This is a genomic window from Janibacter sp. CoH_79_TC_3, from assembly GCF_058197955.1.
Window position 1 is genome coordinate 1 of sequence record NZ_JBXWIV010000004.1, and the last position, 19,911, is coordinate 19,911.

Below are 19,911 nucleotides of genomic sequence, written 5' to 3' on the forward strand. Positions count from 1 at the left end.
AACTTTATTTTTTAGCATTCTGAATCAGCAAAAATCCACACAAGTTGTTCTTTAGTTATGCTTTTAAATAGTGTCAAGCTACTGTCGTCCAGTAGTTGATATATAGGGTATTACTTTCACTTCATTGGCTTAAACCATATTGGTTATGCCTTGAAGCGAGCTGACTATCATATCACAATGATTTGGTTTGTCAAGCTTTTTTATAAATTGTTTCAGTAAGTTAGTCAGGTTTGTTATATGTAAATTTACATATAAGTCATTCCGTTTGTCTTAATGAGGTGCGTATTATAGACGTTTAAATCAGTAAGTCAAGTGGTTATTTTAAATGAATCTAAAATTAGAAATAACTTACTTAAAGCTGGTTAGAATTATTTGAATGACAAGTCATTCTCAATCCGCCTTCCCTTCGACTGGGTGGCATTATACGCGGTTTGATGTGGGGGTCAAGGGGGTTTGGACGTTTAAATTAATATATATCCTAACCCCTTGATTGCTTACGATTTAACTTTGAGACTTTAGCTTTATTCTATAGTCTTATAAATCTAAGCTTGTAGTAATGCCAAAACATTATTAAGGATGTTTATGAAATTAGGCTTATTAATAGTTGGCTGGGTCACTCTTTTAGCAACTACTGCTGCGCTTGCTAATATTAGTTCTAATTATACCTCTCTTAAAGAGGAAGACTGCCAAACTTTGAGTATGGTCGAAAATCTATATCAGGCAAATTGCCCTTCAAAAGCTAACTATTTATTGCATACATTCAGTCGTGATTTGAGATCTGGGGTAGATTTAATATATAACAATCACAAGGTATCTTATCAGCCTATACCGCCTTTTCATGTGGGTGAGACTGTTGAGTGGAGATATGAGAAAGTTGGTAATGCACAGAAGTATCATGCTCTTATCTATCGTATTTATACGGCTCAAATAGATCCCTTGGATGGTGATTCGTTTTATTTACCGAGGGAACAGGACAAGCAGCAATTGGTTGTCATTCGTTTAAATAAAGAGAAGTCGTGTTTGTTGGGTGTTATTGAACCAAGTAAAAATATGAATATAGAAGCTCGAAAGCTTGCGGACAATAAGTCTGCTAGATGTATTAAGTAATTCAAAATTTTTTATTACTGTCATGATGCTTATTGATAACCCCCTTCTCTATGTGCATAGCTATCTGTATATTTATCCTTCTTGATATTTATACAAATAGCACCTATATATAAAAACTGACGTAACCCCTTGCTTGCTAGTGTTAATAGACGGTTTTTGCTATAATAGCTGCTTTTATGACATTACTTCATAGCATGTCTGCTTACCTTTATTAGAAGGGTGCTTATTTGACATCATACTAAGTTGATTACGGGTCATTAGATGACTTAATAATTGTCCTACTATATATGATGCTATATAAGTTTAAGCGCAGTGCTTGTAGTTAATGTCCATTTCTTACAACATATCCAACATATCAAAGCGGTTAGATATAATTGACGCAGTCTTACGGTTATATGATTGATGGTTGCAATCATCACTGCCAACGGACGCAAAAAGGTGAATAGATTATGGTAGCGATTACTTTACCCGATGGTAGCGTAAAAAACTTCGAAGGCAATACAACGGTCATGGAAGTGGCGCAAAGTATTGGGGCAGGATTGGCGAAAGCGACGGTCGCTGGGCGCGTAGATGGTCAGCTAGTCGATGCGCACGACCCTATCGCCCATGATGCTAAAGTTGAAATCGTAACGCCAAAAGATGCTGACGGTGTCGATATCATTCGCCACTCGGCTGCCCACTTATTAGGTCATGCCGTTAAGCAGCTATATCCTGATGTAAAAATGGTGATTGGTCCTGTCATTGAAGATGGCTTTTATTACGACATCTATAGTGAGACGCCATTTACGCCTGAGCACATGGAGAAAATTGAAAAACGTATGATGGAGCTGATTAAGCAAGATTATGACGTTATCAAAAAAATAACGCCACGCGATGAAGTTATCAAGATATTTGAAGAGCGTGGCGAAGACTATAAGCTTAAGCTGATTAATGATATGCCTGGCGAAGAAGCTTTTGGTCTATATCATCATCAAGAATATGTCGATATGTGCCGTGGTCCACACGTGCCAAACACTCGCTTCTTAAAAGTTTTTAAACTAACTAAAATGTCAGGTGCTTATTGGCGTGGCGATGCCAAAAACGAACAGCTACAACGTATCTATGGTACGGCGTGGGCAGATAAAAAAGATTTGAAAGCCTATATCCAACGTATTGAAGAAGCCGAAAAACGTGACCATCGTAAGATTGGTAAAGCATTAAATCTGTTCCATATGCAAGAGCAAGCGCCGGGTATGGTGTTTTGGCATGCTAACGGCTGGACGATTTATCAGGTACTTGAGCAATATATGCGTAAAGTACAACATGATAATGGCTATGAAGAAATTAAAACGCCACAAATCGTCGATCGCAGCTTGTGGGAACGTTCAGGCCATTGGGGTAACTATGCCACCAACATGTTTACCACCTCGAGTGAAAACCGTGATTATGCGGTAAAACCAATGAACTGCCCGTGTCACGTGCAAGTCTTTAATCAAGGTTTAAAGTCTTACCGTGAATTACCGCTACGTATGGCAGAGTTTGGCTCGTGCCATCGTAATGAACCATCAGGCTCATTGCATGGTTTGATGCGCGTGCGTGGTTTTACCCAAGATGATGCGCATATCTTCTGTACCCAAGCGCAGATTCAGCAAGAAGTGGCGGACTTTATTAAGCTGACCCTTGCCGTTTATGAAGATTTCGGTTTTGACAATATTATTATGAAGCTCTCGACCCGCCCTGAAAAACGGGTTGGTAGCGATGAATCTTGGGACTTTGCCGAAAAGGCCTTGGCAGATGCGTTAGATAGCTCAGGACTAGATTGGGCTTATTTACCGGGTGAAGGCGCGTTCTATGGTCCAAAAATTGAATTTAGTCTAAAAGACTCGCTAGGTCGCGTCTGGCAGTGCGGTACCATTCAGGTTGACCCAAATATGCCTGAGCGCCTCGATGCCGAATTTGTTAATGAGCAAAATGAGCGTGAAGTGCCTATAATGTTGCACCGTGCTATCTTGGGTTCGTTTGAGCGCTTTATCGGTATCTTAATTGAAAACTACGCCGGTTGGATGCCAGTATGGTTGGCACCACAGCAGGTTGCAGTAATGAATATCACTGATAAACAAGCTGATGCTTGCGAAAATGTGGTGCGTGAGCTGAAAAATGCAGGTCTGCGAGCCACTAGTGACTTGCGTAACGAAAAGATTGGATTTAAGATACGAGAGAAAACATTAGAACGCGTTCCCTATATGCTAGTATTGGGAGATAAAGAAGTCGAATCGGGCAGCGTCAACGTCCGAACTCGTGAAGGTGAAAACCTCGGCGTCATGAGTGTTGCAGAATTTATTACATTAGTACAGACCGCTGTTGGCAAAAAAGGCCGACAGACCCCAAAAACAGATGAGGAGTAATACCTATTAAACAGTCAAACCGTTTGAACATCAACGAAGATATCACAGCCAAAGAAGTCCGTCTCGTTAAAGAAGACGGCGAACAGATGGGCGTGGTAGATATCGATACCGCGATGAAAGCGGCACGTGAGGACAGTCTAGATTTGGTCGAATTGGTTCCAGATGCCAAGCCGCCAGTATGCAAAATCATGGATTATAAGCATTTCCTCTATGATCAAAAGCAAAAAGCGAAAGAAGCTAAAAAGAACCAAAAGCAAACTCAGCTGAAAGAGATGAAGCTGCGTCCTAGTACTGAAGAAGCCGATTATCAGGTCAAACTGAAAAAAATCGTCAGCTTCTTAGAAGACCAAGACAAAGTTAAAATCAGTATTCGTTTCCGTGGTCGTGAAATGGCGCACCAAGAGATTGGTCGTAAGCAACTAGATCGCATCATCGAAGACACTGCTGAGATTGCAAACGTCGAGCAATATCCAAAGATGGAAGGTCGTCAAATGGGTATGCTGTTAGGTCCTACCAAGAAAAAATAGTCTGTTCAATAGCTTGCGATTTGTCGTGGCTATCAGCAGCCTATATAGACATTTAAATAGCTATTTAAATTCAAGCCATCAATATGCTACGGGATATTGATGGTTTTTTAATATATAAACCAGCAAATCATTATTTTTTAATCTATGAAACTTGCGAAACCTAGTTTACAAAACCTATCTTCTCAACCTTTTCATTACCAGTTAATCTAAAGGTCTGTTCTATTACGCTTAAAAGCAATCCAAATAACAATAATCAATAACATAACAATTAAGAGCATAGCCATTAAGAGGACAGCCATAGTCGATACTAAGACTATTAATATCTTTAATAACTACATTAGCTCTTTAAATATTATAGGAAATTCCATGCAAGAACTAACCCCACCCGAAAACGCCTCAACGCCAAGCATTACTTTAACTGCACCTGAGCCGGTGAAAGAAATACAAAAAAGCGAAGCCGATCAAATGGTAAAGCTGGATGAAAGCCATATTCCAGAACTTGATGCCAAGGTCGATGCCTTTGTTGATCACGTGATTAACAACTCGGTACACAGCTCTGAGTTTCAGCAAAACGTGCAATCTATCCATAATTTGGGTAACAAAGAAATCCGTGAATCGGCGCAAGTGTCGAACCGTATGCTTGATCTGCCAGCGAAAAGTCTCAATGAGAGCTTGTTTGACAATTCGCCTATTGCCAAGTCATTGACTGAGTTGCGCGGGATTGTCGAAGATTTAGACCCGAGCAAAAAAGAGCTCACCAGCTCACGTAAGCTATTTGGTCTTATTCCATTTGGTAATAAAGTACAAGATTATTTCCGTCAATACGAATCGGCGCAATCGCATATTAACGCGGTAGTGACCAGCCTTTATAATGGCAAAGATGAGCTGCTCAAAGACAATGCCATGATTGAGCAAGAAAAGGTCAATATGTGGGAATTGATGCAATCAATTCGCCAATATATCTATGTTGGCAAAAAAATCGATGAGCAGCTTGAACAAAAGGTTTATGCTGTTGAAGCCACTGACCCTGAAAAAGCGCGTATTATTAAAGAAGAAATGCTGTTTTATGTGCGTCAAAAAAATACTGACTTTTTAACCCAGTTAGCCGTAAACGTGCAAGGTTACTTAGCTCTTGATACCATTCGTAAAAATAACTTAGAGCTTATTAAAGGCGTAGACCGCGCGACCACGACGACTATCTCGGCACTACGTACAGCAGTGGTTGTCGCTCAAGCAATGACCAATCAAAAACTGGTACTTGACCAAATTACGGCGTTAAATAAAACCACCAGCAGCTTGATTGAATCGACATCGGCAATGCTCAAACGCCAGTCACTTGAGATTCACGAGCAGGCAACCAGTAGCACGATTGAGCTTGATAAACTGCAGAATGCCTTCAATAACGTCTATGATACAATGGATATGATTAGCAATTATAAAATTGAAGCATTAGAAAATATGAAGCAGACGGTCAATACTTTGACAGCTGAAGTTGATAAAGCGCAGAAATATCTCGATAAGTCGAATCAAACAACGGTACTTGAAGTATCGAAAGAGTTAAATATTAAAAAGATAACCAATCAATCAAATACGGTTGATATCGATATTTAGTATTTGGTTTATCTCGCATGTTGAATACTGTTAGCTATTAACGCTAGCAGCGACTTGCTATCTGATGCACATAAGACAATTGACCTAAGATATTACGGCGTTGTTCGTGTTAAGATAGTACTTATTAATAATTTTAAAAATAGATACGGTAATTTATGAGTTGGAATGATCCAAACGCCTCGAATGAGGCACAAAAATACGTCAACCCTATTCCTAGTCGCGAACTGATACTCAGTACGATTAATGAATATGGCGAGGTCACGCATCAACAATTGGCAAAAGCCTTTAATATTGATGACCCTGACCAATTTGACGCTTTAGGCAATCGCCTAAAAGCAATGGCGCGCGATGGTCAAGTAAATCGCGATGGGCGTCCTTATCGCTATCGCACCGTGACCGAGCACGATATTGTCACGGGCACAGTGTCAGCCCATCCTAAAGGTTTTGGCTTTGTTATATTAAGCGATATGCCTGACCTATTCTTGCATGAAAAGCAGATGCGTTGGGTATTTAATGGCGATACAGTACAGGCGGTTGGTACGTCTACGGATAACCGTGGTCGCACTGAAGGTCGTATTGTCGATGTCGTTGAACGTCGCCAAAATAACTTCATTGGGACATTGGCGCATGATGAAGACGGTTACTGCGTTGAGCTTGGTAGTCCAAACAATCATCAGCCGATTACCGTCACTGAAGAAAACGTACAGGCGTTCAATGCCAAGCAAGGTGCGCCAGTCAAAGTCGATATTATCGATTGGCCGAACCAGCATGAATTTGCCACTGGTAAAATCACTGAAGTATTATCTGATGATAATGACCGTGAATTGATTATTGAGACTACCCTACTCAACTACGATATTCCGTCAGACTTTAGCGAAGCTGCGCTACAACAGGCTAATGCGTATCAAGAGCCGACCGAAAAAGATTTGAAAGGTCGTACAGACCTGCGTAATTTACCCCTGATTACCATTGATGGTGAAGATGCGCGCGACTTTGATGATGCCGTATTTGCCGAAAAACGCTCAGGTGGTAACTATCGTGTGTTAGTGGCAATTGCCGATGTGAGTTATTACGTGACACCAAACTCGCCTCTTGATAAAGAGGCTTTCGAGCGCGGAACGTCCGTCTACTTCCCGCATCGCGTCATTCCAATGCTGCCTGAAGTATTATCTAATGGTTTGTGTTCATTGAACCCTGAGCGTGACCGCCTTTGTATGGTTGCCGATATCAAAATATCGCGTGCCGGTAACGTTACTGGCTATGAGTTCTATCCTGGGGTTATGCATTCGCAAGCGCGTCTCACTTATAATCAAGTGAATGCTTACCTTGCTAATCCAAAAGATAACAGCGTACCTACATCATTAACCGGTAATAAAGACGTCAAAAAATCGGTCGATACCTTACATCAATTGTATGAGCTGCTGCTGAAAAAGCGTGAAGAACGTCATGCAATGGAGTTTGAAACGGTTGAAACTTATATTAAGTTTAATGAAAAAGGTGGTATCGAAGCCATTTTACCGCGTACGCGCGGCGATGCGCAAAAGCTTATCGAAGAGTGCATGTTGCTTGCCAATACCTGTGCGGCAAACTTTGCCCTGAGAAATGAGCTGCCTGTTTTATATCGTAACCATGATAAGCCTGATGGCGAAAAATCGATGCGTATTCATGAATATGCAAAAAACTTTGGTCTAAGCTTCCCAGAAGAAAATCCAACGCAAGCGGATTATCAGCGGATTATCGAAGCGACTAAAGAGCGTCCTGACGCGATTAGTATCCATAGCATGCTGCTGCGCTCGATGATGCAAGCGAACTATGCGCCTGACAATATCGGTCACTTTGGTTTGGCTTATGACGAATATAGCCACTTTACCTCGCCGATTCGCCGCTATCCTGACTTAATGCTGCATCGCGCAATCAAAGCGAAAGTGACTAATAGTCAGCAGCCTGTGATGGACTTCTCGCTTGATGCTGCTGGCACGCAAACCTCAGATACTGAGCGCCGCGCTGAAAAAGCATCGCGCTATGTAGAATCTTGGCTTAAGTGCCATTATATGAAAGATCATGTCGGCGAAGAGTTCGATGGCGTCGTGACTACCGTGACGAGTTTCGGTCTATTTGTGACCTTGACTGATTTATATATCGATGGTCTAGTGCACATCTCAAACGTTGGTGATGATTTCTTTGTCTATGACGAGCAGCAACAGCAGCTTATCGGTAAAGACAGAGGCACTGTATTTGGGCTTGGTGATTTGATAAAAGTGAAAGTAGCGGGCGTCAATATGGACCTACTACAAATCGACTTTGACCTCAAAGCCAAACTGCAAGCGAGCCAAATGAATCAAACCAAAAGAGATCAGCCAAAGAAAACTCCGACTAGCAACACTTCGGCTAATAAAACCTCTGCTAAAAGAAGCAGCAGCCGTGGTAAAGGTGCTAGTAAGAAAAGCTAAAGTAGTCTAAAACTTAAGATTAAAAAAAGACTAACGTTATCGTTAGTCTTTTTTTATGTGTCGATTAATTGGTAGTTCATTGAATGGCTGGATTAAGATGCGGGATATTTGAGACCTAAAAACTCTAAGTACTAATAACTCTAAACATTAATTATTCTAAGCTCTAAAAATTATTGCGTGTCCATCATTTGCTCGCTACGTTGTTGGTTTACCTGCTCTGCTTGCTCTATCTGAGTGGTCGCCTTATCAAGAATAGCTTTTGGCTGCTGCCCTAAAGGCTTGCTTGCGATATCTGACGTATTGGTAGTGGGATTAACAGTGCTAGCATTAGCGTCATTGCTCTCAGCTGCATTAGTAGCAGTTTTTTCTACTTCATTACTAGCGGCTATTACTTCTCTATTTTTTTCACGTTGGCTGCCGCTAATCATATTAAATCCTAATAAAATAACCATACCTGCCAAAGCAAAAATAATCAGATGTTTCATTTGCATAAAAAATGTCTCGTCTATTTCGATAAAATGTAGATAGATGTTTCGTTGCATTTTTTATGCCGACTTTTATCTTTAGTATTCACCTTTCTATATGGAATATTTACCATTATCCTTGCGGGCTATTCTTGCGGGCTATTGTTACTTAATAAATCAGTTTCATCTGAATTTTCGGCAATCTCTTGCTCAACTTTTTCCATTAGCTTCTCATCAGGACGTGCATCAAGCACTTCGTCGGCATTCCGACCTTGCAGGATATGTTTCGCACGTGCCTTCGCCTGTTTTTTATCCTTATCCTCAACTGTAGTTTCGACAGCTTGAACTTTATTAGACGTTTTAGAAGCACTAGAGTCGTCAGGAGCGTTAGAAGTATTGGATGTTGCGGTTACCTCAGCGTGAGCGTTATCAAGACTTTGAGTGCTCTGACTACTTTGGAACTGCTCAAACGCTTTTTCTAGCTTATGATTAAAGCGCAACTGATAAATCGGCTCGGGCAGGCTAAAGCCCTCGTCTTCCAACGCATGCTTAGTCTCGCGAATGGCAATACTGCGGGCTTTATAAAAATCAGCTTCTAATTGATTGACCCACACTTGAAACTGCAAAATAATATTTGAGTCGCCAACTTCTTTGATAACCGCTGTGACCTTTGGCTTATCTAGAGCAAAACCCAACTGACATATCGCATCGATACCTACTTTGATAGCAGCAAGCGGATCGTCATTGGCATCTACGCCTAGCTCAAAAGTAAAACGGCGCTCAGGGTTTTTGGTGTAATTTAAAATCGTCGCTTTAAAGACTTCGGCATTGGGAATACGTAACTGGTTACCATCTAAAGTCATCAAAATAGTCGCGCGTGAGGTTAGGCGTACGACAATGCCTTCTTGTTTGTTAATCAAAATATGATCGCGGGCGCGAAACGGTTGGCGAATACTGAGCATGAGCGAGGCAATATAGTTCTCAATCGTGTCCTTGACGGCAAAACCAACGGCGATACCAATAACGCCTGCGCCGCCAAGTAGCGTGCCCAAGATAGTCTCAGCACCAATCAAACTTAACGCTAAGATAAGCCCCAAAACGATAAATATAACTTTGACAGTCTGCGCCAGCAATTCTGCGACAAAAGGGTTGGGCGTGAGACGTTGCCACATTTTTTGCCGATTAGATAACCAACTGCCAAACCAAGTCACCAAGGCAAATAAAAGAATCCCTACCAATAGTAGCGGTAAAGCTTTGACTAAGTTTTTGCTTTGTGCCTTGAGGCTTTGGTAAACGGTCGAGACATTATCTTGCACATCAAGCGTACGATTGATTCTATCTTCTACCGTCACCACGTCCGTTAAACGATTGGTTAAATTAATGGCTTGCTGGGCTTTTTTTTCATTAGGAGTCTCACCCGTTAAGGTAACAACCCCTTGGTTGACGCTTACATTGACCGCTTGTAAGCCTTCAATCTCGGAAAAAATACCACTGATACGTTGACGAATGTCATTGTCTTTTAATGGGGTTGGTGTGGTTTCAATTTGAGCATTATTGGTACTTTCACCACTGATAACCGGTGGTAGCTCAACTGGCGGAGACGTCGACACAGTAGAGTCGGAAGTATTCGGAATCGCAGGCTTGATAGCTATAGTACTATTCAAACTGCTATTTGGGTTATTGATAGCTGTGTCGTTAATAGCTGGTACGGTAGTCGGCTGATTGCTTGACTCATTATCAGTTGTACTATTATTAGCAACCTCATCAGTGACTACAACATTCTCACTTGTGCTACTTTTTTCAGCCGCATAACTGGGCAGGTTTAAAAGGATGCTTAATAGCAATAACAGCTGAGCGCAAGCTTTTGTCGTTATGCGTGACTTGCCTAGCCTGCTGAATCTGCGTAGCCTACGTAATTCGGGCTGGTCAAAATACGCTGCCATAAGCATCCCTTTATTATTCTAGCTTTATGCTACATTGCCAATAACATTATCTAGATATGACCATTAAAAACTATTTACCATCTAGATAAAGCTGAGCTTCACCCAAATCTAGAGTACCTTCATAGATAGCGCGACCAGTAATGATACCTTCGATACAATCACCATAAGGTTTTAGCAATTCAATATCTTTCATATCGGTGACGCCACCTGATGCAATCACAGGTAAGCCGCCTTCACGCGCTAAGTTGACCGTCTGCTCGACGTTGACGCCTTGCATCATGCCATCGCGGTTGATATCGGTATAAACGATTGAAGATACGCCGACATCAGCGAAACGCTTGGCAAGCTCAGTGGCCTTGGTATCAGTGACGTTTGCCCAACCGTGCGTTGCAACCATACCGTCTTTGGCATCGATACCGACGATGATATGTCCGGCAAATTCGCGACAAGCTTCCGCCACAAAATCAGGATCTTCAACGGCTTTGGTGCCGATGATGATATAAGTCAGACCAGCAGTAATATACTGCTCGATAGTTTTCATATTACGTACACCGCCGCCCAATTGAATCGGCAGCTTAGGGAAGGCTTTGGCAATGTCATGGACCACTTGCTTATGGACTGGGATGCCGTCAAATGCGCCATTTAAATCGACCAAATGCAAGCGACGCGCGCCTTCGTTGACCCAACGCGCCGCCATAGCGACTGGATCATCAGAAAATACCGTATCGTCTTCCATACGACCTTGTTTTAAGCGCACACATTTACCATCTTTTAAATCAATAGCAGGGATAATGACAGGGACAGCACACATATAGCATTCCTTATAAAAACGATATGAACAATAAAAAACTCAAAAACAAAACAAGTATCAATAGCTACTTAATCAATAGCCAGTTAAAGGGTGACTAAATAACAGTCATTTAGCATAGCAAATTAGAAGTGGCTGTTAGGAGAAATTCGCTAACTATTAAAATGACAATGAAAAACAAGAAAACTGCCTAAAATTTGGCTCAATAATGGCAAAAACCAGACAATCATAACTATAAGTTTTAGCACGTAGATTCACTGGTAACATTAGGTAAATTCACTTACCAACTGGCAATTTTAGGTCAGTTTAGCGTATAATCCTAGGTAAATTTGTATTTGTGCGATAAAACCTAATCGTCTGCTACCTATTGACGATTTTAATCAGCACAAGGTAAATATAAGCTTAGTATTAATAACCAGATTAATGCTTAGGCTTATAGATTGCGCTTATCAAGCAATTGAATTTACCCTGTAATCATAGGTCATTAAAAAGCGCTTAGATAGTTTTCTAAAAGATGGCTTGCATAAAGCATGAACAAGTCTCTTATTTCTCATTTATATTCACTCGAATGAATAGCGCTGCTTAAATCACAAAGATTCTATGATTTACAGATATTCTGATTTATAGATATTAGGATTTTGAATACTACAAATTTTGAGATTTTAATAAATCGTATGCTAAAACTGTCTTTTATCTAACGTCATTCTAGTTAAGGATAATATTAGATTGGAAGGTTTTAGCATACACCTTGGTAGCCAGTCGTCACTTTGGTCATTCGAATAAGACATTAACGTGTTGTTAAGGAGTCTAAGGTCAGCGTTAATACTCTTACTTGTAGTTATGATGATGTGTTATGTCTAGAGCGCTTTTTCACGCCCTTTTTGGGGCTTGATAAAGGACTTTATTGATGACGCTGTTAGTCATGCTGCCGATATACCAAACAGGACGTCTGGTATCGTTTTAGACTATGGACTAAGTTTTCGCTTATGATTACCATCAAAAAAGGTTTGGATTTACCCATCACTGGTGAACCCTCCCGCGAGATATCTGAGCACAGACCCGCCTATGTGGCACTTGTTGGTCATGATTATGTGGGCATGAAGCCCACGATGAATGTCAAAGAAGGCGACATCGTAGCAAAAGGTCAGCCCGTTTTTGAAGATAAAAAACGAGTCGGCGTTATCTATACTGCCCCTGCTGCTGGTAAGGTCATCGCCGTGAATCGCGGTGAGCGTCGTGTGTTCGAAAGTCTTGTGATTGCGGTCGACCCAAACGGTGAAGAAGTAGAATTTCAGCGCTACGACTCCCAGCAACTTGCTGACCTAGATTCTGAAGTCGTTGAAACCCAACTGCTTGCCTCTGGTGAATGGACCGCGTTTCGTACGCGGCCCTTTAGCCGTGCTCCTGAAATCGGTGCCCGTCCGCATGCCATCTTTGTCAACGCCATGGATACCAATCCATTAGCATTTGACCCGATGTTGATCATTAATGAGCAATTGCAGGCGTTTAATGACGGACTTGCCGTATTATCAACGCTCAGCCCCAAGACCTTTGTCTGCCATCATGGCGATGCTCAGTTGACGCCAGTTGCCAAAACGGCGGCTAATAATGTCACTGAGTATCATAGCTTTGCCGGTAAACATCCAGCCGGTCTTGCTGGTACGCACATTCACTTTTTGCATCCCATCATGCGCGGCGTGACCGTTTGGACGGTTGGCTATCAAGACGTGATTGCCATTGGTAAACTATTTACCACGGGGCGCTTATATACGCGCCGCATGCTTAGCCTTGCCGGTCCTGCGGTCAAAAACCCGCACTTAATCGTCACCGAACGTGGTGCTGATATCACGGCATTGACCAAAGGTCAGCTCGAGGCTGGTGAGAACCGTATTATCTCAGGTTCTGTGCTATCAGGTCGTAAAGTGTTTGGCAATACTGCTTATCTTGGTCGCTTTGATAATCAAGTCAGTGTGCTATCTGAAGGTCGTGAGCGTCCAGCGTTCCATTTCTTAAGCGTCGGTAGCAACCGTTTCTCAAAACTGCCTATCTATATTTCTAAGTTTTTTGGTAGTAAGAAATATAACTTCACAACTACCAGTAATGGCTCACCGCGTGCGATGGTGCCAATTGGGGTTTATGAAGAGGTGATGCCGCAAGACTACCTGCCAACGCAGTTATTACGTGCTTTGATTGTCGAAGACATCATCACCGCCGTCGATTTGGGCGTACTTGAATTGGACGAAGAAGATTTGGCATTATGCACCTTCGTATCTCCTGGCAAATATGAATTCGGCGATATTTTGCGTGATAACTTAACGCGCATTGAGCTGGAGGGCTAACCACGATGAAATTTTTACACAATATGTTCGATCGTATGGAGCCGTCTTTCACCAAGGGTGGCAAACACGAAAAATACTATGCCATCTTTGAGATGTTTGATACGTTTTTGCGTCAACCAAGCTCAACGACATACGCATCATCACACGTACGCGACGGTATTGACCTCAAGCGTATTATGATTACCGTATGGTTATGTACCTTCCCAGCCATGTTTTGGGGTATGTACAATATCGGTCATCAAGCATTAACTGCGATTGCAACGCTTGGCTTACAGCCTGACGGCTGGCGCACTGTTATCACCAGTATGGCAGGCTATAACCCAGACAGTATTTGGGCAAGCTTTGTCTACGGTGCCATGCAATTCTTACCCATTTATCTTGTGACTTTTGGCGTTGGCATTCTCTGCGAGATTATCTTTGCCGTCGTGCGCGGGCATGAAGTCAACGAAGGTTTCTTTGTCACCTCGGTACTGTTTGCACTCTGTCTACCACCAGATATTCCATTGTGGCAAGTTGCCTTAGGTATCATCTTTGGTGTGGTCGTGGCAAAAGAAGTCTTTGGCGGTACCGGTAAAAACTTCCTTAACCCTGCCCTATCGGGTCGTGCGTTCTTATATTTTGCTTATCCAGCTTATATGTCGGGTGACTCAGTATGGACCGCGGTTGATGGTTTCTCAGGCGCAACGCCTCTTGGTCTTGCCGCACTTGGCGTCGTTCCACAAGATTTTGTCGATGTCTATGGTAATGCCATCACCTGGAGCGATGCGTTCTTAGGTAACATGCAAGGCAGTATCGGTGAAGTATCAACCCTAGCTATCTTAATGGGTGCAGTGGTTCTACTGTGGACGCGCATTGCCTCATGGCGCATCATGGCAGGTTGTGTGGTTGGTCTGATTGCCACTTCACTGGTCTTTAACATGATTGGTTCTGAAGACAATATGATGATGAAACTGCCGTTCTATTGGCATCTAGTCATCGGTGGCTTCGCCTTTGGTGCCGTGTTTATGGCAACAGATCCTGTTTCTGCCGCGCACACCAATAAAGGCCGCTGGGCTTATGGTATCTTGATTGGTTTTATGACCGTATTGATTCGTGTCGTCAACCCAGCCTTCCCAGAAGGTATCATGCTAGCCATTCTATTCGCTAACTTATTTGCGCCACTATTTGATTATTTTGTGACGCAAGCAAATATCAAGCGCCAAACAGCACGGAGGGTTCGCTATGTCCAAGCCCAAAAGTAATAATGCAAAAACCATCAGCGTGGCGTTGACGCTATGCTTGGTGTGTTCTGTATTGGTCTCAGCCGCTGCTGTTGGTTTAAAGCCAGCGCAAGTTGAAAACGCGCGCTTAGACCGTAACAAAAACATCTTAGTAGCAGCCGGTATGTTTGACCCGGCTTCCGACACCAATGAAGATGTGGCTGAGCGTTTTGAAGATTTTGAGGTAAAAATTGTTGACCTTAATAAAGGCAACTACCTCGATGACGACGCGTTAAAGACCGCTGGTATTCCTGATCGTAACGCTTACGATGCCAGTCAAGCGACCAAGAACAAAGCCTTAAGTGAAGACTTGGGCAGTAATGATCCTGCTGGTATCGGTCGTGTTCCTAAATACGCCAAAGTCTATGTCAAAAATGATGACGCCGGAAAGCCGGAAATGGTGGTGCTGCCGATTCAAGGTTATGGACTATGGGGTACTATTTATGGTTTCTTAACGCTTGAAAGTGACATGAATACCATCAAAGGTATTAGTTTCTATGAGCATAAAGAAACCCCAGGTTTAGGTGCTCGTATTGAAGAACCAGAATGGCGCGCCATGTGGAGCGGCATTCACTCTTATGACGAAAACGGTGCGGTAGCAACAGGTGTAACCAAAGCCGGTAATCCAAAAGATAACTGGGTCGATGGTATCAGTGGCGCAACCTTAACCGGTCGCGGCGTCAGCAATATGATTCAGTTTTGGTTGGGTGAGCAAGGCTATAAGCCGTACTTAGATCAGCTACGTGAAGAAAGTGGTAAAACATTGGCAGATGCTGAAGTGAAAGCCAGTCAAAGCCCGTATAAAAAGCTGGGTCAGAACTTACATCAACAGCAGACGCATCCCGTAACCAAACTGGTCGCAGTAGTACCAGCAGCACACGGCAAGGAGGCATAACATGGCTGATACAAAAAGTATTTTAACCTCGCCTATTTTTGATAATAACCCCATTGCGCTACAAATCTTAGGTATCTGTTCGGCATTGGCGGTTACCACCAGTGTGGCGAATGCATTGGTAATGAGTGTGGCGTTGACCTTGGTCACCGCATTTTCAAGCTTTTTTATCTCTATTATCCGTAAGCAAATTCCAGCCAGTATTCGTATTATTGTGCAGATGACGATTATTGCGTCATTGGTTATCGTGGTCGATCAGATCTTAAAAGCGGTCGCTTATGACGTCAGTAAAGGCTTGTCAGTATTCGTTGGTTTGATTATCACAAACTGTATAGTAATGGGTCGTGCTGAAGCCTTTGCGATGAGCAATCCACCGATACCAAGCTTTTTAGATGGTATTGGTAACGGTCTTGGGTATTCGGCGGTTCTGCTATTTGTCGCCAGTATTCGTGAAATTTTAGGTGCAGGCAGTTGGTTTGGCATCACCCTTTTACAAACTGCGACCGATGGTGGCTGGTACGTACCAAACGGTCTACTGCTACTACCACCGTCAGCGTTCTTTATTATCGCCCTGTTTATCGTGATTATCCGTACATGGAAACCAGAACAGGTTGAAGAAGCTGAATTTGTAATGAAGCCGCAATCTAAAGGCATGGTACAAGGAGGCGGTCACTAATGGGACATTATGTCAGTTTATTTATAACCTCAGTTTTTATCGAGAATATGGCGCTGGCCTACTTCTTAGGCATGTGTACCTTTTTGGCGGTATCGAAAAAGGTATCAACCGCTATCGGTCTTGGGGTGGCGGTGGTGGTGGTAATGGCAATTACCGTACCGCTAAATAACTTACTGTTTCAGTTCATCCTAAAAGATGGTGCGCTGGCATGGGCAGGTTTCCCTGATATAGACTTAAGCTTCTTAGGTCTACTCAGTTATATCGGTTTGATTGCCGCTGTGGTACAGATTCTAGAGATGTTCTTAGATAAGTTCGTCCCAAGTCTGTATAACGCCTTAGGGATATTCTTACCACTCATTACCGTGAACTGTGCCATTTTAGGTGGCGTGCTATTTATGGTTGAGCGTGACTATAACTTTGGTGAATCGATGGTATACGGCGTTGGCGCAGGCTTCGGTTGGGCATTGGCGATTACCGCCTTGGCGGGTATCCGTGAAAAGCTAAAATACTCAGATATTCCAGCACCGCTGCGTGGTCTTGGTATTACCTTTATCACGGTCGGTCTGATGTCACTTGGCTTTATGTCTTTCGGCGGTATGTCAATTTAAACCGCTACGCTTAAAAGCCTATTTAGCGATTTGACCTATTTAATTCATTTATTCGGTAGGGGTTCAGGAAAAACGCAATGACGTCTTTTCGTACCCCTACTCCATAGATTAAGGATACCTACCATGGATTACGCTACGGCGATTGGTGGCGTTGCTATGTTTACCTTGATCATCATGGGCCTCGTTGCCATTATTTTGGCGGCGCGCTCAAGACTGGTCAGTTCAGGCGATGTTACTATCCATATCAATGATAATCCCGATAATGACGTCGTGACACCGGCAGGCGGAAAACTGCTACAAACACTGGCGAGCGAAGGTATTTTCTTATCTTCAGCCTGTGGTGGTGGCGGTACGTGTGCGCAGTGTCGTTGCCGCGTTATTGAAGGGGGCGGATCTATCCTGCCCACCGAAACGGGTTACTTCACCCAAGGTGAAATCCGTAACCACATGCGTCTTGCCTGTCAGGTTGCGGTTAAGCAAGACATGAAAATCGAGATTGATCCTGAGTTTTTTGATGTACAAAAGTGGGAATGTGAAGTTATCTCTAACGATAACGTTGCTACCTTTATTAAAGAATTGGTGCTTAAAATTCCAGATGGTGAAGAAGTTAACTTCCGTGCCGGTGGCTATGTACAGCTAGAAGCGCCACCACATGAAGTGCATTATAAAGATTTTGTGATTGACGAAGAGTATCGCGAAGACTGGGAAAAATTTGGTATCTTCAACTATGTGTCAAAAGTTGATGAGCCGGTGATTCGTGCTTATTCGATGGCCAACTACCCTGAAGAAAAAGGCCTTATCAAGTTTAATATCCGTATTGCCAGTCCACCACCACGTGGCCCTGACGGTATTCCACCCGGCAAAATGTCCTCTTGGGTATTTAGCCTCGTACCTGGCGATAAAGTGACCGTTTCTGGTCCTTATGGTGAGTTCTTTGCCAAAAAGACTGACGCTGAAATGATTTTCGTCGGTGGTGGTGCGGGTATGGCGCCGATGCGTTCGCACATTTTTGATCAGCTTAAGCGCTTAAATACTGATCGTAAGATTAGCTTTTGGTATGGTGCACGCTCGATTCGTGAGATGTTCTATGTTGAAGATTATGATCAACTAGAAGAAGAGTTTGATAACTTTGAGTGGCATGTGGCCTTGTCTGACCCCTTACCAGAAGACAATTGGGAAGGTCCAACCGGCTTTATTCATAATGTGCTGCTTGAGAATTATCTCAAAGACCATCCAAACCCAGAAGACTGTGAATACTACATGTGTGGGCCACCGATGATGAACGCGGCGGTCATCGATATGCTACATAGCTTGGGTGTGGAAGATGAAAATATCATGCTTGATGACTTCGGTGGTTAAGTGGGTGGTAAAGCAAAGAACGTATCTTTAAAGTCATGAATAAAAAGAGAGTCTCAGTGAGGCTCTTTTTTTGTTTCTAAAACCTTACAATTATAGTAAATATTTGTTAAAATTTAATGCTGGCTTACTACTTATTTTCAGGATTCCAGATCCTTTTTAACTAAGTTTTTGGTCAATAAATCATTTTTAACAAAGGCTATAACATGAAAACTAGTATCTTTACAGGCATAGTCGCCGCTACTTTAATACTATCTGCTTGTTCCTCTGCACCTACTGTTCAACCTACATGGCAAAAAGTAGGCATATCAAAACATGACACACATAGCGCTATACAAAAGTGTCGTTACCAGATTGGTATAGCTAAAGTGAATAATGAAAAAGAAAGTGTATTATTTAACTCTTGTATGGAATCAGAAGGTTATCGTTATACAAGTCAAAGACTCATCGAAAGATAATTCTTGTTATTTAGTTAAATAATTATTATTTGAGATTAAAGGCATCCTTTTTGGTGCCTTTTTTTGCTTTAAATTTACGACACGATATTATTTAACCAGTGGCTTTAAAATTGAAGTATTGTTAAGCTAAAAAATCAGTTGTTTAACTATATGAAAAAACTTCATTATTTAAGAAAGGATTCTTATGAAAACCAAAATTAAAGATTTAACCATTTGGATTACCGGCGCTTCTAGCGGTATCGGTGAAGCATTATCTATCGCCTTTGCCAAACGCGGTGCCACCATTATTTTAAGCGGGCGTGATAAAGAGAAATTAGAGACGGTTAAAAAACGCTGCAAAAATAGCAAAAAACATATCGTCGTCCCCTTTGATATCGCCGATGCTAAGCAAGCAAAAGAAGCCTATGAAGCGGTCAAAGCTAAAACTGAAAAAGTAGACTGGCTGATTAATAATGCCGGCGTCAGTCAACGTTCGCTCATTATGGAAACGACTGAGGACGTCGAACGGCAAATCATGGAGATAGATTACTTTGCGCAAACGCGGCTGACCAGACTGGTATTACCAGATATGATTGCGCAAGGTGGCGGCAAAATTGTCATGGTATCGAGCGTGGCAGGTTTACTTGGTACCCAATATCGCGGCGCTTATGGTGCTGCCAAAGCCGCCATCCATATGTGGGCAAACAGCCTGCGTGCAGAATTGCATGAGCAAGGTATAGAGGTGGCAACGATATTCCCAGGATTTATTCAAACCAATATCTCTATCAATGCGTTGACTGGTGATGGTAGCGTGCAGGGTACGATGGATGAGGCAACCAATAAAGGATTGACGGCGATTAGCTTTGCCAAACAGGTCGTCAAAGCGCTGACTAACGAAGAAGAGTATATTATCATTGCCGGTAATAAAGAAAAGCTCGCTACTAGAGTCAATCGTTTATCGCCGCCAAAGCTTTATAAGCTTATCCGTGAGTCAAAAGTAAAATAAAATAAACTAAGCAAGCTAAACAATTAGGTCTTAATTTGATGATT

General features: G+C 42.5%; 16 protein-coding genes. 13 read left to right on the forward strand and 3 right to left on the reverse strand.

Features of this window, described 5'->3' with window-relative positions; all coding sequences use genetic code 11:
- The first annotated feature begins 582 nt into the window (after positions 1–582).
- The 5 genes from AC2FA3_RS05215 to rnr all read left to right on the forward strand — a co-directional run bounded on the left by AC2FA3_RS05215 (position 583) and on the right by rnr (position 8,079).
- A complete protein-coding gene (locus tag AC2FA3_RS05215; RefSeq protein ID WP_490508633.1) occupies positions 583–1,107 on the forward strand; it encodes a hypothetical protein in 525 nt (174 codons plus the stop codon).
- Between the two features lie 449 nt (positions 1,108–1,556).
- Complete coding sequence (gene thrS / locus AC2FA3_RS05220; RefSeq protein ID WP_201612079.1) at positions 1,557–3,491, forward strand: threonine--tRNA ligase; 1,935 nt, start codon at positions 1,557–1,559, stop codon at positions 3,489–3,491.
- A gap of 23 nt (positions 3,492–3,514) precedes the next feature.
- Positions 3,515–4,018 carry a translation initiation factor IF-3 gene (gene infC / locus AC2FA3_RS05225; RefSeq protein ID WP_201545000.1) on the forward strand — a complete coding sequence of 168 codons (504 nt, stop codon included), beginning with the start codon at positions 3,515–3,517 and terminating at the stop codon, positions 4,016–4,018.
- A gap of 366 nt (positions 4,019–4,384) precedes the next feature.
- Positions 4,385–5,629: a toxic anion resistance protein gene (locus AC2FA3_RS05230; protein ID WP_490508634.1), complete on the forward strand. Its 1,245-nt coding sequence runs from the start codon at positions 4,385–4,387 to the stop codon at positions 5,627–5,629.
- A 155-nt stretch (positions 5,630–5,784) separates the two neighbouring features.
- Positions 5,785–8,079, forward strand: coding sequence for a ribonuclease R (gene rnr / locus AC2FA3_RS05235; protein WP_490508635.1), 2,295 nt, complete (start codon positions 5,785–5,787; stop codon positions 8,077–8,079).
- Between the two features lie 170 nt (positions 8,080–8,249).
- Here rnr and AC2FA3_RS05240 read toward each other — a convergent pair whose 3' ends face one another.
- From AC2FA3_RS05240 to hisA, 3 genes are all read right to left on the reverse strand, one after another.
- The gene (locus tag AC2FA3_RS05240; RefSeq protein WP_490508636.1) at positions 8,250–8,570 is read right to left on the reverse strand and encodes a hypothetical protein; all 321 of its coding nucleotides are present in this window, start codon (positions 8,568–8,570) and stop codon (positions 8,250–8,252) included.
- 119 nt (positions 8,571–8,689) lie between these two features.
- Complete coding sequence (locus AC2FA3_RS05245; protein ID WP_490508637.1) at positions 8,690–10,486, reverse strand: mechanosensitive ion channel domain-containing protein; 1,797 nt, start codon at positions 10,484–10,486, stop codon at positions 8,690–8,692.
- Positions 10,487–10,556: 70 nt separating this feature from the next.
- Entirely contained in the window at positions 10,557–11,297 is a 741-nt protein-coding gene (gene hisA, locus AC2FA3_RS05250; protein WP_201545005.1) for a 1-(5-phosphoribosyl)-5-[(5-phosphoribosylamino)methylideneamino]imidazole-4-carboxamide isomerase, read from the reverse strand.
- Between the two features lie 983 nt (positions 11,298–12,280).
- Here hisA and AC2FA3_RS05255 point away from each other — a divergent pair.
- From AC2FA3_RS05255 to AC2FA3_RS05290, 8 genes are all read left to right on the forward strand, one after another.
- Entirely contained in the window at positions 12,281–13,633 is a 1,353-nt protein-coding gene (locus tag AC2FA3_RS05255) for a Na(+)-translocating NADH-quinone reductase subunit A (RefSeq protein WP_490508638.1), read from the forward strand.
- A 5-nt stretch (positions 13,634–13,638) separates the two neighbouring features.
- A complete protein-coding gene (locus AC2FA3_RS05260; RefSeq protein ID WP_490508639.1) occupies positions 13,639–14,874 on the forward strand; it encodes an NADH:ubiquinone reductase (Na(+)-transporting) subunit B in 1,236 nt (411 codons plus the stop codon).
- The gene (locus AC2FA3_RS05265; RefSeq protein ID WP_490508640.1) at positions 14,855–15,787 is read left to right on the forward strand and encodes a Na(+)-translocating NADH-quinone reductase subunit C; all 933 of its coding nucleotides are present in this window, start codon (positions 14,855–14,857) and stop codon (positions 15,785–15,787) included. The genes AC2FA3_RS05260 and AC2FA3_RS05265 overlap by 20 nt, the downstream gene beginning before the upstream one ends.
- 1 nt (position 15,788) lies before the next feature.
- Positions 15,789–16,460, forward strand: a complete 672-nt coding sequence (locus tag AC2FA3_RS05270) for an NADH:ubiquinone reductase (Na(+)-transporting) subunit D (RefSeq protein ID WP_490508641.1) — start codon at positions 15,789–15,791, stop codon at positions 16,458–16,460.
- On the forward strand, positions 16,460–17,068 hold the full coding sequence (gene nqrE / locus AC2FA3_RS05275; protein ID WP_149490233.1) for an NADH:ubiquinone reductase (Na(+)-transporting) subunit E: 609 nt from the start codon (positions 16,460–16,462) through the stop codon (positions 17,066–17,068). Before AC2FA3_RS05270 ends, nqrE begins: the two co-directional genes overlap by 1 nt.
- A gap of 123 nt (positions 17,069–17,191) precedes the next feature.
- Positions 17,192–18,427 (forward strand): NADH:ubiquinone reductase (Na(+)-transporting) subunit F, encoded by a 1,236-nt coding sequence (nqrF, locus tag AC2FA3_RS05280; RefSeq protein ID WP_490508642.1) that lies wholly within the window; start codon positions 17,192–17,194, stop codon positions 18,425–18,427.
- 203 nt (positions 18,428–18,630) lie between these two features.
- Complete coding sequence (locus AC2FA3_RS05285; protein WP_490508643.1) at positions 18,631–18,882, forward strand: hypothetical protein; 252 nt, start codon at positions 18,631–18,633, stop codon at positions 18,880–18,882.
- Positions 18,883–19,066: 184 nt separating this feature from the next.
- A complete protein-coding gene (locus AC2FA3_RS05290; RefSeq protein WP_490508644.1) occupies positions 19,067–19,867 on the forward strand; it encodes an SDR family NAD(P)-dependent oxidoreductase in 801 nt (266 codons plus the stop codon).
- Positions 19,868–19,911: the final 44 nt, after the last annotated feature.

Coding starts and splice junctions, on each gene's coding strand:
- AC2FA3_RS05215 (WP_490508633.1), top strand. CDS start 583: ATGAAATTAGGCTTATTAATAGTTGGCTGGGTCACTCTTTTAGCAACT.
- thrS (WP_201612079.1), top strand. CDS start 1,557: ATGGTAGCGATTACTTTACCCGATGGTAGCGTAAAAAACTTCGAAGGC.
- AC2FA3_RS05230 (WP_490508634.1), top strand. CDS start 4,385: ATGCAAGAACTAACCCCACCCGAAAACGCCTCAACGCCAAGCATTACT.
- rnr (WP_490508635.1), top strand. CDS start 5,785: ATGAGTTGGAATGATCCAAACGCCTCGAATGAGGCACAAAAATACGTC.
- AC2FA3_RS05240 (WP_490508636.1), bottom strand. CDS start 8,570: ATGCAAATGAAACATCTGATTATTTTTGCTTTGGCAGGTATGGTTATT.
- AC2FA3_RS05245 (WP_490508637.1), bottom strand. CDS start 10,486: ATGGCAGCGTATTTTGACCAGCCCGAATTACGTAGGCTACGCAGATTC.
- hisA (WP_201545005.1), bottom strand. CDS start 11,297: ATGTGTGCTGTCCCTGTCATTATCCCTGCTATTGATTTAAAAGATGGT.
- AC2FA3_RS05255 (WP_490508638.1), top strand. CDS start 12,281: ATGATTACCATCAAAAAAGGTTTGGATTTACCCATCACTGGTGAACCC.
- AC2FA3_RS05260 (WP_490508639.1), top strand. CDS start 13,639: ATGAAATTTTTACACAATATGTTCGATCGTATGGAGCCGTCTTTCACC.
- AC2FA3_RS05265 (WP_490508640.1), top strand. CDS start 14,855: ATGTCCAAGCCCAAAAGTAATAATGCAAAAACCATCAGCGTGGCGTTG.
- AC2FA3_RS05270 (WP_490508641.1), top strand. CDS start 15,789: ATGGCTGATACAAAAAGTATTTTAACCTCGCCTATTTTTGATAATAAC.
- nqrE (WP_149490233.1), top strand. CDS start 16,460: ATGGGACATTATGTCAGTTTATTTATAACCTCAGTTTTTATCGAGAAT.
- nqrF (WP_490508642.1), top strand. CDS start 17,192: ATGGATTACGCTACGGCGATTGGTGGCGTTGCTATGTTTACCTTGATC.
- AC2FA3_RS05285 (WP_490508643.1), top strand. CDS start 18,631: ATGAAAACTAGTATCTTTACAGGCATAGTCGCCGCTACTTTAATACTA.
- AC2FA3_RS05290 (WP_490508644.1), top strand. CDS start 19,067: ATGAAAACCAAAATTAAAGATTTAACCATTTGGATTACCGGCGCTTCT.